This window comes from Streptomyces sp. NPDC001108 (genome assembly GCF_053598535.1).
In genome coordinates, this window is record NZ_JBSFKL010000012.1 from 158,898 (window position 1) to 172,619 (window position 13,722).

Annotated in this window: 12 protein-coding genes; 6 read left to right on the forward strand and 6 right to left on the reverse strand. The window is 72.8% G+C overall.

The window, feature by feature from the left end:
• Window positions 1-269 precede the first annotated feature (269 nt).
• A complete protein-coding gene (locus ACWC97_RS25285) occupies window positions 270-1,094 on the forward strand; it encodes a class I SAM-dependent methyltransferase (protein ID WP_450651725.1) in 825 nt (274 codons plus the stop codon).
• Window positions 1,095-1,158: 64 nt separating this feature from the next.
• On the opposite strand, the gene ACWC97_RS25290 is transcribed toward ACWC97_RS25285, so the two are convergent.
• Window positions 1,159-1,755: a hypothetical protein gene (locus ACWC97_RS25290; protein ID WP_450651727.1), complete on the reverse strand. Its 597-nt coding sequence runs from the start codon at window positions 1,753-1,755 to the stop codon at window positions 1,159-1,161.
• A gap of 177 nt (window positions 1,756-1,932) precedes the next feature.
• Here ACWC97_RS25290 and ACWC97_RS25295 point away from each other — a divergent pair, with 177 nt between their 5' ends.
• Both ACWC97_RS25295 and ACWC97_RS25300 read left to right on the forward strand, forming a co-directional pair.
• Window positions 1,933-3,066, forward strand: coding sequence for a serine hydrolase domain-containing protein (locus ACWC97_RS25295; protein WP_450651729.1), 1,134 nt, complete (start codon window positions 1,933-1,935; stop codon window positions 3,064-3,066).
• A gap of 107 nt (window positions 3,067-3,173) precedes the next feature.
• Window positions 3,174-3,956, forward strand: a complete 783-nt coding sequence (locus ACWC97_RS25300) for a MerR family transcriptional regulator (RefSeq protein ID WP_450651731.1) — start codon at window positions 3,174-3,176, stop codon at window positions 3,954-3,956.
• Window positions 3,957-4,020: 64 nt separating this feature from the next.
• On the opposite strand, the gene ACWC97_RS25305 is transcribed toward ACWC97_RS25300, so the two are convergent.
• Window positions 4,021-5,214, reverse strand: a complete 1,194-nt coding sequence (locus tag ACWC97_RS25305; RefSeq protein ID WP_450651733.1) for a Glu/Leu/Phe/Val dehydrogenase dimerization domain-containing protein — start codon at window positions 5,212-5,214, stop codon at window positions 4,021-4,023.
• Entirely contained in the window at window positions 5,211-6,851 is a 1,641-nt protein-coding gene (locus ACWC97_RS25310; RefSeq protein WP_450651735.1) for a 5-guanidino-2-oxopentanoate decarboxylase, read from the reverse strand. The genes ACWC97_RS25305 and ACWC97_RS25310 overlap by 4 nt, the downstream gene beginning before the upstream one ends.
• A 297-nt stretch (window positions 6,852-7,148) precedes the next feature.
• Between ACWC97_RS25310 and ACWC97_RS25315 the strand changes: the two genes are divergently transcribed.
• Window positions 7,149-9,623, forward strand: coding sequence for a DUF7507 domain-containing protein (locus ACWC97_RS25315; RefSeq protein ID WP_450651737.1), 2,475 nt, complete (start codon window positions 7,149-7,151; stop codon window positions 9,621-9,623).
• A gap of 58 nt (window positions 9,624-9,681) precedes the next feature.
• Here the strand turns inward: ACWC97_RS25315 and ACWC97_RS25320 are convergent, their stop codons facing one another.
• Window positions 9,682-11,082, reverse strand: coding sequence for an NAD(P)/FAD-dependent oxidoreductase (locus tag ACWC97_RS25320; RefSeq protein ID WP_352280021.1), 1,401 nt, complete (start codon window positions 11,080-11,082; stop codon window positions 9,682-9,684).
• The gene (locus ACWC97_RS25325; protein WP_352280022.1) at window positions 11,079-11,807 is read right to left on the reverse strand and encodes a rhomboid-like protein; all 729 of its coding nucleotides are present in this window, start codon (window positions 11,805-11,807) and stop codon (window positions 11,079-11,081) included. The genes ACWC97_RS25320 and ACWC97_RS25325 overlap by 4 nt, the downstream gene beginning before the upstream one ends.
• Window positions 11,808-11,906: 99 nt before the next feature.
• On the opposite strand from ACWC97_RS25325, the gene ACWC97_RS25330 reads away from it, so the two are divergent.
• Together ACWC97_RS25330 and ACWC97_RS25335 are read left to right on the forward strand one after the other, a co-directional pair.
• Window positions 11,907-12,380: a GNAT family N-acetyltransferase gene (locus ACWC97_RS25330; RefSeq protein WP_352280023.1), complete on the forward strand. Its 474-nt coding sequence runs from the start codon at window positions 11,907-11,909 to the stop codon at window positions 12,378-12,380.
• Between the two features lie 40 nt (window positions 12,381-12,420).
• On the forward strand, window positions 12,421-13,104 hold the full coding sequence (locus ACWC97_RS25335) for a pentapeptide repeat-containing protein (RefSeq protein ID WP_392278427.1): 684 nt from the start codon (window positions 12,421-12,423) through the stop codon (window positions 13,102-13,104).
• Between the two features lie 11 nt (window positions 13,105-13,115).
• On the opposite strand, the gene ACWC97_RS25340 is transcribed toward ACWC97_RS25335, so the two are convergent.
• A complete protein-coding gene (locus ACWC97_RS25340; RefSeq protein ID WP_352280025.1) occupies window positions 13,116-13,613 on the reverse strand; it encodes a hypothetical protein in 498 nt (165 codons plus the stop codon).
• Between the last annotated feature and the right edge of the window lie 109 nt (window positions 13,614-13,722).

A 13,722-nucleotide genomic window follows, 5' to 3' on the forward strand; every position in this document is an offset into this window, starting at 1 on the left:
GGACGTTGGCACGGCAACGGTGGCTGGCCCGGTCGTACGGGAAACTCGTCGAAACAGTCGTCCGGGCGCGGCCGTGAACGGGGCCTTCCCGGCCCTGGCGAGGTGCTCCGGACCGATGGGGGACGCGTCCCGGAGCCCTGGGCCGCCGCTGCCCCGCGCGGGCTCCTCCGTGGCGTGCGGCAGCCCGGTGGGGCTCGGTGTAACACCTTGTGACCTGCACTTTTGGCTCGGTCGTTCCTAGAATTGGCCTCGGTCGAAAGGGGGGCCGGATGGACCGGACCGTACCCACCGTCGAGGACGTTCTCACGCTCCTGGACGGAGTGTTCGAAGCCGAAGCCGAAGCCGAAGCCGAAGCCGAAGCCGAAGCCGAGACCGAAACTTGCCCCGACCCCGGGGCCGGTCGTCTGGCGACCGGTGACGGCAAGGACTTCTGGGACCGCTTCTACGCCGACCGGTCCGGCCCGGTCCCGTTCTTCGTACCGAAGCCGGACGAGAATCTGGCCGCCCATGTGGATCGGGGCCTGCTCGCTCCCGGCCGCGCCCTCGACCTGGGGTGCGGGCCGGGCCGCAACGCCCTGTACCTCGCCTCGAACGGCTTCGAGGTGGACGCGGTCGACCTCTCCCCGGTGGCCGTCGCCTGGGCGAAGGACCGGGCCCGGGAGGCCGGGGCCGACATCCGCTTCCTCTGTGGCAACGCCTTCACCCTCCCCGCCGACGTGCTGGACGGCCCGTACGACCTGGTCGTCGACTCGGGGTGCTTCCACCACCTGCCCCCGCACCGCCGCATCAGCTACCTCCACCTCCTCGACCGCGTCCTGGCCCCCGGCGGCCATTTCGTCCTGAGCTGCTTCGCCGCCGGTGACGGGGGAATGGGATCGGAACTCCCCGACGCCGACTTCTACCGCGAACGCCGACTGCACGGCGGCCTCGCCTACTCGCCCGAGGCGCTGCGCCGGATCTTCTCCGGCCTGGAGGAGCTCGAACTGCGCCGGATGCGCGAGGAGTCGGCCGAGTCACCGCTCTTCGGCGTGCCGTTCCTGTGGACCGCGTTGTTCCGCCGAACCGCCGTCCGGGGCGGGACGCAGCCGTATTGACCCGCAGCGAACTCCCTGCTGAGTTGTTCCCTGTCCGGCCGGGGCCGGTGCGTTCCTTCTCCGCTCAGTCGAGGCCGTGCTTCTCGCGTGCGGCCTCGGTCAGCTCCTCCATGAGGCGTCCCGGGTCGACCACGTACTCGGTGTCGTCCAGGGCGTCGTAGTCCCGGGTGCTCAGGGGGAGACCCAGTGCGGTGAGGTCGGCCGCGAGTCGCGCGAAGGCGATGCGCTCGTCGGGCTCGTCCTGGTAGGCGGCCCGGTCGGCGGCGGCACCCTCGGCCAGGGTGCGGCCGACCGGTCTCCAGAAGCTGAACTCGGTGTCCAGCTCCACGAGGCGCCAGGGACGGTCCGCGGGCTCGCCGGGATGGAGCCAGTAGCCGAGCCAGCCCTTTCCGCCCTTCGCCACGAGCTTCACGTGTCCGGCCATCTCGGCGGCGGCGGCGTTGACGGCCCGCAGCTCCGGGTCCGCGAGTTCCTGCGGGGTCAGGTAGCTGGTGTCCAGGAGTGGGTGGACCTCGCCCGGCTCGAAGAATTCGAGGCCGAGAAGGCGGGCGAGGCCGGTGCGGCCCTCCCACTGCGCGATCAGCAGCACACGCAGGTCGTCCGGGACCGGGCGGCCGTCCAGTCGGTCGCGGGAGAAGGCGGCGAGCCGTTCGTCGTACATGCGCTCTCTCCGGGGCCGGGGCGGGGTTCCGGCGCCAACGTAACAGCGGGGTCCGACAACGGACCGCACGGGGGAGTGACCTGGATCACTGTTGAGGTTGACCCGAGGTCAGGGCGGACGCTTCTCGTACCGGAAGCCGCGAGGGACGCGGCGGATACGTACGAGGGAGTGGTCGCGATGTCCAACAGCCTGTCGAATCGGTGCCGTCCGGAGCTTCAGGAGATCCTGGACGGGATCGTCGAGTCCGGGATCACCGGGATCACGCTGCGGGTGCGTGACGCGCGGGGCGAGTGGGTCGGCAGTGCCGGAGTGGGCCGGTTGGGCGGGGACGAGAAGCCGCCGGTCGACGGGTACGTGCGGATCGGCAGCAACACCAAGACGTTCACCGCCGCCCTGGTGCTGGCGCTCGTCGCGGAGGGCCGGATCGGGCTGGACGACCCGGTCGCCGGGCGGCTGCCGGAGTTCGACGTGGACCCGAGGGTCACGGTGCGGATGCTGTTGCAGCACACCAGCGGGATCTTCAACTTCACCGGCGAGTACTACGAGGACGGCACCGTCGTTCCTGGCATCCCCGCCACCACCGCCGGCAAGGAGTGGGTGGACAACCGCTTCACCACGTACCCGCCGCAGGACCTGGTGCGCCTCGCCCTGTCGAAGCCGGCGCGGTTCGAGCCGGGCGAGGGGTGGAGCTACTCCAACACCAACTACGTGCTGGCCCGGCTGCTGATCGAGAAGGTCACCGGCCGCCCGGTCGCCGAGGAGATGCGGCGGCTGATCACGGAACCGCTCGGCCTGTCCGGCACCACGGCCCCCAGCACCGAGCCGGACATCGCCGAACCGCACGCCCACGCCTACTACCGGTACGAGGAGGACGGCGTGGAGCACACGGTCGACGTCACCCGCCTCAACCCCTCCTGGATCTCCAGCGGCGGCGACATGATCTCGACCTCCCGGGACCTGGAGACGTTCCTCCACGCGCTGGTGACCGGCAGGCTCCTGCCCGCGGAGCTGCTGGCCGAGATGTGCGCGCCGCGCCCCACGCCCGCCCCCGGGATGGGTTACGGACTCGGGGTCTTCGTGCAGGACCTCGGCGACGGCTCCACCGTCATCACCCACAACGGCGGTGCCGCCGGACACGCGGCGCTGATGTACGCCACCCCGGACGGCACCACCACCCTGACCGGCACGCTCAACTACGTGGACGACGCGACGCTCTCCCTGGCCCTGCCCTTCCAGCGGGCGACGCAGCGGCTCGTCGACGCGGTGTTCGGCGCCGGGCGGACCGGTGCCGCCGGGCGCCCGGAGGCGTGAACGCAGGGGTGGCGCAGTTCCCTTCGGCGGGGGCGTCGCGTAGAAAGCGGACCGGAGCCGCGCCGATCCCGGCGTGGCCGGGTCCGGGTACGAGGCAGGCTGGACGGATGAACAACGGGGTCACGATCGGGCAGGCGGCGGAGTTCGTCGGCGTCACGGTGAAGACGGTGCGGCACTACCACAAGCTCGGCCTGGTGAAGGAGCCCGAGCGCGACGGCTCCGGCTACCGGCGTTACGGGTCCGCCGAGTTGCTGCGGCTGGTGCAGGCCCGGACCCTGGCCGCCGCCGGGGTGCCGCTGGCCGAGGTGGGGGAGCTGCTCGACGCCGACGCCGACCGGTTCGCCGCCGCGCTCATGGATGTGGAACGCCAACTGACCGAGAAGATAAATGAGTTGATCGCGCGGCGGGACACGTTGAGTCGGCTCGCCGACGGCGACCGGGCGCTGCTGCCCGAGCGGGCGGTGGCGCTGTTGGAGCGGATGTCCGATCTTGGCTTCGGCGAGGAGGAGGCCGCGGCGGCCCGGGAGGGGCTGGTGCTGGCGAGGGCGCTGGTGCCCGAGGGGTTCGACGAGCATCTGGCCCGCGTCGAACGCGCCCTGGGGAATCCCGCGTTCGTCGAGTTGAGCAAGCGGGCCGCCGAGTCCGTCGGCTGGTCGCCAGACGATCCCCGGGTCGAGGAGGTGGCCGTCGCGCTGGCCGACCACTACCTCGCCCACCCCGAGCAGTTGGAGATCGTGACCGGCCTCCAGGCCCGTACCGAGGCCGCGACCCGGTACGAGATGGTCGCCCGGTACGGCGAGGAGGCCCCGGGGGCGGCCCGGCTGGCCGCGCTCGTCGAGGCCAGGCTCCGGGCCGCCGGAGTCCGCATCCCGGGACCGCGCCCCGGCTGACCTGGGCCCTTCCGCACACTCAATGCGGCTGCGTCGGGTCAGGTCGGGTCGGGTCGTTCCGGGGTCAGCGGTAGCTGCCGAAGCGTTCCGTGACGGCCGGCAACCGGTCGGCGGCCAGGGCGTGGGCGGCGGCCCGGGGCGTGGTGCCCTCGGCCTCGGCGCGGGTGAGCATCCGGTCGACCAGGGTGCGCATCGACCGGCGGACGTACGCGAACGCCTCGTCGGCGTCGGCGCCTATGTCGCCGAAGAGCGTCCACCACCACCAGGCGTTCGTACCGGAGTTGACGACGACGTCCGGCAGGACGGTGATGCCGCGCGCGGCGAGCAGCGCCTCGGCCTCGGGCAGCACCGGCATGTTGGCCGCCTCCACGATCCAGCGGGCGGTGATCCCGGCCTGGTTGGCGGTGTCGACGGCGTAGCTGACGGCGGCCGGGACCAGGACGTCGGCGTCGGCGGTCAGCCAGGCGTCGGGGGGCAGTTCGCGGTCCCCGGGGCGGAGCGCGGCCCGGTCCACCGTGCCGTGTCCGTCGCGGGCGGCGAGCAGTGCCTCGACGTCCAGGCCGTCCGGGTTGGCGACGGTGCCCTTGATGTCGGCGACGGCGACGACGCGCAGCCCGGCGCGGGCCAGGAAGCGGGCGGTGGCGCCGCCCATGGTCCCGAGCCCCTGCACCGCGACGCGGGTGCCGGAGTACGGGACGCCCGTCCGGTCCAGCGCCGTGAGCACCGACTCGGCGACCCCGCAGCCGCCCACCAGCTCGTCCAGCCCGATGCCGTCCACCTCGATGGTGAAGGCGTCGGCGAGGCGCCGCCGGGCCGCCTCCTCGTCGTCCAGGAGCGGGTAGACCGCCTGGACGGAGGAGACCAGACCCGCCTCGGCGGCGGCCCGGTCCACCAGGTCCTGGGTGAGGCCGAGATCCTCGCCGGTGGTCCAGAAGTGCTCGACGTACGGGCGGACCGCGCGCAGGTAGCGGACCAGGACGCCGTACGCGGCGGGGTCGCGCGGGTCGCAGTCGATGCCGCCCTTGGCGCCGCCCAGCGGGATGTAGCGGGCGGCCGGGTCGTAGTGCAGCAGCTCCTTCATCGTCATGCCGCGGGCCAGTCCGGCGACCTCCTCCAGCGTGCAGCCGGGCCGCATCCGCAGGCCGCCGCTGGAGACGCCGCGCACCAGGCGGTCGATGACCAGGTGCCCCCGGTGCCCGGTCTCCTGGTCGGTCCAGGTGAGGGAGACCAGCGGGGCGTTGGCGGTGGACGGGGTCATCGGGAGGGCTCCTCGGGGACGGTGATGAGGGTGGGGCCCTGGGTGTCCAGGGCGTGGCGCAGCGCCTCGGCGAGCGCCTCGGGGGAGTCGGCCCGTATGCCGTGGCCGCCGTAGGCGCGGGCCAGCGCGGGCAGGTCGACGGGCGGGAGGTCGACGGCGGTGGGGTGGTCGCCGCGGGCCGCCATCTCGTCGCGGATCTCGCCGTAGCCGCCATTGTCGAAGACCACGACGGGCAGCGGGAGGCCCAGCTGTACGGCGGTGGCCAGTTCCTGCACGGAGAACTGGAGGCCGCCGTCGCCGCTGAGCGCGACCACCGGCCGGTCCGGGTCGGCCGCCTTCGCGCCGATCGCGGCGGGCAGCGCGTAGCCGAGCGTGCCGAAGCCCGTCGGGTGGAGGTAGCGGCCCTCGGGGCCGACCGGCAGGTGCGGGAGCGCGCCGTTGTAGCAGCACTGGGCGCTGTCGGAGGTCAGGACCGTGTCGGCGGGGAGCACGGACCGCATCGCGGCCAGGTACGGCAGCAGGTGGCCGTCCAACTCCCTTGTTCCGGCGTCCCGTTCGGCGCGCAGGGCGGCGACGGTGCGGTGTGCCCCGGTCCTTCCGGGAGGCGCGGGCAGCGCGGGCAGGGCGGCGAGGAGGGCGTCCAGGGTGGGGCGGGCGTCGCCCACCAGCGGGATGCCGGCGGGGAGCCCCGCGTACATCTGCGCCGGGTCGAGGTCGACCCGTACCAGCGTGCCGCCGAGCGCGGGCGGCGACGTCCACAGGTCGGACTCGGCGAGCTCCGTGCCGACGGCGAGCACCACGTCCCGCTCCGAGAGCCAGCGCTGGACGGCCGGGCTGTGCAGCGAGACGCCGAGCGCGAGCGGATGGCTCTCGGGGACGATGCCCTTGCCGTTGGCCGAGGTCACCACGGGGGCGTCCAGCAGCTCGGCCAGGCGCAGGCACTCGGCGGCGGCCCCGCGCGCCCCGCCGCCCAGCACGATCCCGGGCCGGTCGGCCGCCCACAGCGCCCCGGCGGCCTCCGTGACCGCGCGGGGGTCCGCCGCGACGGGCGGCACCGGCGGGGCGGTGCGCACCGGCCCGGCCGGTTCGGCGGCGGTGAGCAGGTCCAGCGGGACCTCGATGTGCACCGGCCGGGGGCGTCGCGTCCGGAAGAGGGTGAAGGCGCGGGCCACGGCCACGCCGATCTCCTCGACGGAGGAGACCCGGTGGCTGACGGCGGCGACGCCCCGCAGCGCCTCGGTCTGGCTGCGGGTCTCGTGCAGCAGCCCGGTGGACTGCCGGGGGTGGCGCAGCGGCATGCCGGGGGAGACCACGAGCAGCGGGACGCTGTCGGAGTACGCCTGGCCGACGGCGGCCGCGATGTTCAGCAGGGCCGGGCCGGTGGTGGTGAGCGCCACCCCGGGCCGCCCGCTGGTCCGGGCGTACGCGTCGGCCGCGTACCCCGCGCCCTGTTCGTGGCGGGGGTTGATGTGCTCGATCCGATGGGTGGCCAGATGCCGGTAGATCTCCAGGTTGTGCGTGCCGGGGATGCCGAAGATCCGGGTCACGCCGTGCGCGGCGAGCGCTCTGACCAGGGCTTCCCCGCCGGTGATCGGGGTGGTGGGGGCGGGGGGACCGGACGGGGCGGGTGCGGGCACGGCACGGACTCCTTACTGAATGAAGGGTCAGTATCGAGAGCGTGGGCCCGGCCTGTCAATGTGCCGGGTACTGAATGCGCGTTCAATCCGGGAGGCTGTTCGCGCCTACCACGACCGGACGAGGGCCGCCACCCGGTTGCGTACGCCGGTGGAATGGTCGGCGGCGTCCGCGGGGCGAGCCACCTTCGGCGGCCGGGGCGAATCCCTACCTTGCCCGGCATGAGGCTGAGACATTTCGGATCCCGGACCAGAGGCCGTGGCCGTGGTCGGGGGCAGAGCAGGCTGGGACGCTGGGCCGTGGGCGGGCTCGGTGTGCTCGGGATGGTGGCGGCCGGTCTGGGGCTGCCCGCGCAGTCGGCCACGGCCCAGCCCTCGGGCGTACCCCTGGTGAACGAGACCTTCACCGGGGCCACCGCGGACCCGGAGTTCGAGGGATTCGGGCCCGCCTGCCTGACCGGCGCCCCCGAGGCCCCGGCCCCCGGCCCCGGTACCCACCCGCTCACCGGCTGCCCGGCCGGTGCCACCGGTCCCGTACCGCCGGACAACGCTGCCCCGCACGGCTACCTCCGGCTGACCGACGCCTCCCAGGACCAGTCCGCCGCGGTGCTCTACAACCACGCGCTCCCCGCCAACCAGGGCCTGGTCACCAGCTTCGACCAGTGGCAGTACGGCGCCACCACCAACCCCCCGGCCGACGGCATCTCGTTCTTCCTCATCGACGGCGCCGCCTCGCTGACCGCTCCCGGGGCCTTCGGCGGCAGCCTCGGCTACGCGCAGAAGCTGCCCGACAACGACCCGTCCCAGCCCTTCCTGCCGGGCGTCAACCACGGCTACCTCGGGGTCGGCCTCGACGTGCTCGGCAACTACTTCGGCGACTGGGAACGCCGGGGCACCGGCTGCGCCAACCGCTCCCCGTCCGGCACCGCCTTCTACATCCCGGCGCCCGGCGAGAACATGGTGACCCTGCGCGGGCCGGGCAACGGCACCGAGGGCTACTGCTTCCTGGACGCCACGACCAGCAACTTCTCCACCACCGGCCCCTGGCCCTCCACCCTGCCGGGCCGCCTCCAGGGCCCGACGACCACGCTCCCGGCGGGCGTCACCCCGCAGGAGGCCGAGGCCCTGCTGGAGCCGTCCCGCCGCACGGTGACCGTCGAGATCTCCCCGGCGCCGAACCCGGTCGTCACCGTCGCGATCGACTTCCACGACGGCAACGGCAGCCGCCAGGTGCTCTCCACCCCGGCGCCCCAGCCGGTGCCCAGCACCTACAAGTTCGGCTTCGCCGCGTCGACCGGTGCCTTCACCGACGTCCACCTCATCCGGAACGTCAGTGTCCACTCGGCCGCGCCGCTGCCCCAGCTCAACCTGGTCAAGCAGGTCTCCCAGGACCCGCCGCTGGAACTGCCGCTGACCCCCGGTACGGAGGTGCCGTACGAGTACGTGGTCACCAACAGCGGCGGGGTGCCGCTGACCGATGTGACCGTGGCCGACGACCGGGTCACCGGGATCAGCTGTCCGCGGACCACGCTCGCCGTGGGCGCGTCGATGACCTGCACCGGCACGTACACCGTCACCGCCGCGGACGCCGCGGCCGGAGAGGTCACCAACCGGGCGACCGCGCACGGCCGGGCCGACGACACCCCCGTCGTGTCACCCCCGGACGAGGTCACCCTGCCGGTGCAGAGGGGCCCCGGCATCCGGCTGGAGAAGTCGGTCGACGACACCCGGGTGTACGAGGTCGGCGACGAGGTGACCTACACGTACACCGTCACCAACACCGGCCCGACGGAACTGACCGGCGTCTCCGTCAGCGACGACCGGGTGACCGGGGTGACCTGCGGGACGACCACGCTCGCCCCGGCCGGACAGCCCGGTGACAGCACCACCTGCACCGGCACCTACCGGATCACCGACGCCGACGCGGCCGCCGAGTCGGTCACCAACACCGCCACCGCGCACGGCCGCTCCGACGGCACCGCCGTGGAGTCGGAGCCGGACCAGGCCACCGTGCTGGTCGCCTCCGAACTGACCCTGGGGCTCACCAAGTCGGTCGACGACAGCCGGGTCTACCGGCCGGGCGACCACGTGACGTACACGTACACCGTCACCAACACCAGCAATGTGCCGCTGACCAACATCGCGGTCACCGACGACCTCGTGCCGGACGTGACCTGCGAGGCGACCACGCTCGCCCCCGGCGCCTCCACGACCTGCACCGGTACGTACACCGTCACCCGGGCGGACGCGGAACGCGGGCAGATCGTCAACGTGGCCGACGCAAGCGGGCAGTTCGGCCGCACCGAGGTGCAGTCGGAGCCCGACGACGCCACCGTGCGCACCGAGCAGGAGGCCGTGCTCTCGCTGCACCTGACGAAGAAGGTGGACACCTCGCGCACCTACAAGATGGGCGACGAGGTGACGTACACCTACACCGTCACCAACACCGGAAACCAGGAACTGACCGGTGTCTCGGTCAGTGACGACCGGGTGACCGGGGTGACCTGCGAGGCGACCACGCTCGCCCCCGGCGCCTCCACGACCTGCACCGGTACGTACACCGTCACCCGGGCGGACGCGGTACGCGGCGAGGTGGTCAACACCGCGGTGGCCTCGGCACGGAACGGCACCGTGGTGTCCAACACGGACCAGGCCCGCATCAACGTCCAGAAGAAGCCGTGCGAGGGCAAGGAGTGCAAGCCCAAGCCGTGCCACGGCAAGGACTGCAAGCCGAAACCGAAGCCCTGCCACCAGAAGAGTTACTGCCTCTCCTGATCCGCCGGACCGCGGGCACCCGCCACCACCCAGGTGGCGGGTGCCTCCGCGTGTGCGGTCAGTGCCGGCCGGCCAGCCGGTCCGCGAACTTCGCGACCGGGTCCGTACCGGCCCTCGGCGAGGCCAGTTCGCGGCGGTCGGCGGCGCGGTAGGCGGCGTACATGCCGTGCACGCCGATCCACCGGAAGGGCTCCGGCTCCCAGCGGCGGACCTTGTGGCCGACCCAGGGGAGGGCGGTCAGCTCGGTGGGGCCGGACTGGCCGGAGTCCTGCTGGACCAGGTCGCGCAGGGTGCGGGCGGCGAGGTTGGTGGTGGCGACGCCGGAGCCGACGTAACCGCCCGCCCAGCCGAGCCCGGTGGAACGGTCCAGGGTGACGGTGGCGCACCAGTCGCGCGGGACGCCGAGCACCCCCGACCAGGCGTGGTCGATGCGGGCGCCCGCGGCGGCGGGGAAGAAGCGGACGAGGATGTCGCGGAGCGCCTCGATGGTGGCGGGCTGGGTGCGGCCGTCGTTGTCGGTGCCGGAGCCGTAGCGGTAGGGCACGCCCCGGCCGCCGAGGGCGATCCGGTCGTCGGCGGTGCGCTGGGCGTACATGTAGGCGTGCGCCATGTCGCCGAGGGTCTCGCGGCCCTCCCAACCGATGGTGTCCCAGACCGATCGGGGCAGCGGCTCGGTGGCGATCATCGAGGAGTTCATGGGCAGCCAGGTGCGCCGCTGGCCCTTGAGGTTCGCGGTGAACCCCTCGGTGCAGCGCAGGATGTACGGGGCGCGGACGGTGCCGTACGGGGTGCGGGCGTGCTTGGGGGTGATCTCGGTGACCGGGGTCGACTCGTGGACGGTGACGCCGAGCGCCTCGACGGTGGCGGCGAGCCCCTGGACCAGCTTGACCGGGTGCAGCCGGGCACCGTGCGGGGTCCAGGTGGAGCCGACCGCCCCGGCCACGTTGACACGTTCGCAGGTCTCCCGGGCCCCGCGCAGCACCCGGTCCGTCTCGCCGAAGGCGATCTCCACGGAGTGGAAGTCCTTGAGCCGGGCCAGCTGGGCCGGGGTGTAGGCGACCTCCAGGACCCCGCCCTGGTGGATGTCGGCGTCGATGCCCTCCTCGGCGGCGACCCGTACGACCTCGTCGACCGTCTCGTTCATCGCCTGCTGGAGGCGGACGGCGGCCTCGTGGCCGTGCAGCTTCGCGTAGCGGTCGCGGCCCGCGATGCCGTTGTACAGCCAGCCGCCGTTGCGCCCGGAGGCGCCGTAGCCGCAGAACTTGGCTTCGAGGACGGTGATGTTGAGGAAGGGGACGGCCTTCTTGAGGTAGTAGGCCGTCCACAGCCCGGTGTATCCGCCGCCGACGATGCAGACGTCCGCGGTGGTGTCGCCGGGCAGGGGTTCCCGGCCGAGGGGGACGCCCTGGTCCGCGTACCAGAACGATATGCCGCCGTTTACGGTGCTGACGGTGCTCATGTTGACCCTGCTCTGTCCGGTAGGGAGCCCTCGTGGCTCTCGGGCGGGACGTTACTGCGCGCGGAGGGGTTTCGTCCCCTGCCGGAGCGGGTGAGCGGGTAGCAGGCGAGGCCGATGAGCGCGGCGCAGAAGTGGCCGAGGTCGGTGAAGGTCCGGCTGGTGATGAGCGGGACGCCGTAGAAGACGAGGACGGCGAAGGCGTACACGTACCGCCAGGGCGCCGGGACGCGGTACGTGAGGACGGCGACCACCCCCGCGAGCGCGTAGCTGACCCCGACGTCCAGGGTGTCGGCGGCGGACGGCACCACCTGCCCGTGCCGGATCCCCCAGGCCAGCACCCCCTCGCTGGCGAGCGTGGCGAGCACATGCGCGAGGACGACGACGGCGAACCAGCGCAGGGTGCCGAGCCAGCGTTCGGCGGTCGCGTGGAAGACGGTGTAGAGGAAGGCGTACGGCAGCCAGTGGCCGCCGTCGATCCAGAGGGCGCTGGTGAACAGGACGCGGACCGGGTCGTGGCTCAGCTCGTGGATGTTGGTGGAGCGCTGCCGCAGGAAGTCCTCCTCGAAGTCCGGTGACATGAAGTGGACGAGGACCGTGGTGACGAAGAGCGCGGCCAGCCAGACGTAGGTGCCGGGCGCGCTGCGGATCCAGGAGCCGGTGCTGCGGAGCCACCGGCCGGCGGTGGAGCGGCGCCGGGTGGGCGGTGCGGGGCTGCTCGGGGTCATATCCGATTGACGCACGGTCCCGGGACCGGCGGCGTGACCGACATCCCGGGGGACGGGGGCGGAGGAAGCGGGTGGCGGTCGTCCGCTTACCCTGCCCCCATGATCCGTACCGCTGTTCCCGCAGATGTCCCCGCCATCCACACGATGATCCGTGAGCTGGCCGAGTACGAGAAGGCCCCGCACGAGGCGCGGGCCACCGAGGAGCAGCTGCACGAGGCGCTGTTCGGTGACCGGCCCGCCGCGTACGCGCACATCGCCGAGGCGGAGGACGGCGAGCCGGTCGGCTTCGCGCTGTGGTTCCTGAACTTCTCCACCTGGCGCGGGGTGCACGGCATCTACCTGGAGGACCTGTACGTGCGCCCGGAGCGGCGCGGCGGCGGCCACGGGAAGGCGCTGCTGACCGAGCTGGCACGGATCTGCGTGGAGCGCGGCTACCAGCGCCTGGAGTGGTCGGTGCTGGACTGGAACGCCCCGTCCATCGCCTTCTACGAGTCGCTGGGCGCACGGCCGCAGGACGGGTGGACGGTGTACCGGATGACGGACGCGGCCCTGGCGGAGCTGGGCGGGCGATAGCTCTGGGGGCGTTGTCGGTGGGGTGCGCCAGGATGGGGGCATGGCACGGAGCAGCGGGAAGACGGCGAAGCGGACCATCGCGGCGGCACGGCGGCCGGAGGTGCGGCTGCCGCCGCTCGTTCCGTACGACGGCGCGGGGCTGGAGCCGGACGGTGACTACGACGGCGTGCGGTTCGCGGCGACGGACCTCTCGGACGGGTCGGGCCGGGGCGCCCGGTTCATGGACTGCGCCCTGGACGGCTGCGCACTGGACCGTACGGGGCTGGCCAGGGCCCGGTTCATCGACTCGGTGCTGACCGGGGTACGGGGCGTGGGCACCGATCTCGCGGGGGCCTCGCTGCGCGACGTGGAGGTGGTGGACGCCCGGCTGGGCGGGGTGCAGCTGCACGGTGCGGTGCTGGAGCGGGTCCTGGTGCGCGGCGGGAAGATCGACTACCTGAATCTGCGCGAGGCCCGGCTCACGGACGTCGTGTTCGAGGGCTGTGTGCTCTCCGAGCCGGATTTCGGGGGCGCGCGGCTGGTCCGGGTGGAGTTCCGTGACTGTGTGCTGAGACGGGCCGACTTCAGCTCCGCGCGGATGGAGGCGGTGGATCTGCGGGCGGCCGCGGAGCTGGACATCGCGCGCGGGGTGGACCGGCTGGCGGGCGCGGTGATCAGCCCGGTGCAGCTGATGGAGCTGGCCCCCGCGTTCGCGGCGCAGATCGGGGTGCGGGTGGAGGCGTAGAGGCGCTCGGATCAGATACGGGGGAAGCGGGCCTGGAGGTCCCAGATGACGGGGTTGTCGGCGAGCCCTTCGTGCAGGTCGCAGAGGTCGGCGATCAGGTCGTGCAGGAAGTCGCGGGCCTCGCGGCGCAGCAGCGAGTGACCGAAGGTGAGCGGGGGCTCGTCGCCGGGCATCCAGTCCGCCTCGATGTCGACCCAGCCGAAGCGGCGCTCGAAGAACATCAGGTCGGACGACTCGGTGAAGTCCAGCTCGGCGTGCTGCCGCCGGTGCGAGCGGCTGCCCCGCGGGTCCTGGTCGATCCGCTCGACGATGTCGCACAGCGCCCACGCGAAGTCGAGCACCGGCACCCATCCCCAGGCTGTGGACAGCTCCCGGTCCTCCTTGGTGTCCGCAAGGTAGACGTCACCGCAGAACAGGTCGTGCCGCAGCGCGTGGACGTCCGCGCGGCGGTAGTCGGTCTGCGGCGGGTCGGGGAAGCGCCGGGAGAGGGAGTAGCCGATGTCGAGCACGTCTCGATGGTGTCATGCCGGGAGCACCGTCAACGCCGGGGCGGTCGATGCGCTCGATCCGGTGACCGGTCGGGGAATTCCGGTTCTGTCGTATGGCGGACGCATTTCT

Coding starts and splice junctions, on each gene's coding strand:
- ACWC97_RS25285 (WP_450651725.1), top strand. CDS start 270: ATGGACCGGACCGTACCCACCGTCGAGGACGTTCTCACGCTCCTGGAC.
- ACWC97_RS25290 (WP_450651727.1), bottom strand. CDS start 1,755: ATGTACGACGAACGGCTCGCCGCCTTCTCCCGCGACCGACTGGACGGC.
- ACWC97_RS25295 (WP_450651729.1), top strand. CDS start 1,933: ATGTCCAACAGCCTGTCGAATCGGTGCCGTCCGGAGCTTCAGGAGATC.
- ACWC97_RS25300 (WP_450651731.1), top strand. CDS start 3,174: ATGAACAACGGGGTCACGATCGGGCAGGCGGCGGAGTTCGTCGGCGTC.
- ACWC97_RS25305 (WP_450651733.1), bottom strand. CDS start 5,214: ATGACCCCGTCCACCGCCAACGCCCCGCTGGTCTCCCTCACCTGGACC.
- ACWC97_RS25320 (WP_352280021.1), bottom strand. CDS start 11,082: ATGAGCACCGTCAGCACCGTAAACGGCGGCATATCGTTCTGGTACGCG.
- ACWC97_RS25325 (WP_352280022.1), bottom strand. CDS start 11,807: ATGACCCCGAGCAGCCCCGCACCGCCCACCCGGCGCCGCTCCACCGCC.
- ACWC97_RS25330 (WP_352280023.1), top strand. CDS start 11,907: ATGATCCGTACCGCTGTTCCCGCAGATGTCCCCGCCATCCACACGATG.
- ACWC97_RS25335 (WP_392278427.1), top strand. CDS start 12,421: ATGGCACGGAGCAGCGGGAAGACGGCGAAGCGGACCATCGCGGCGGCA.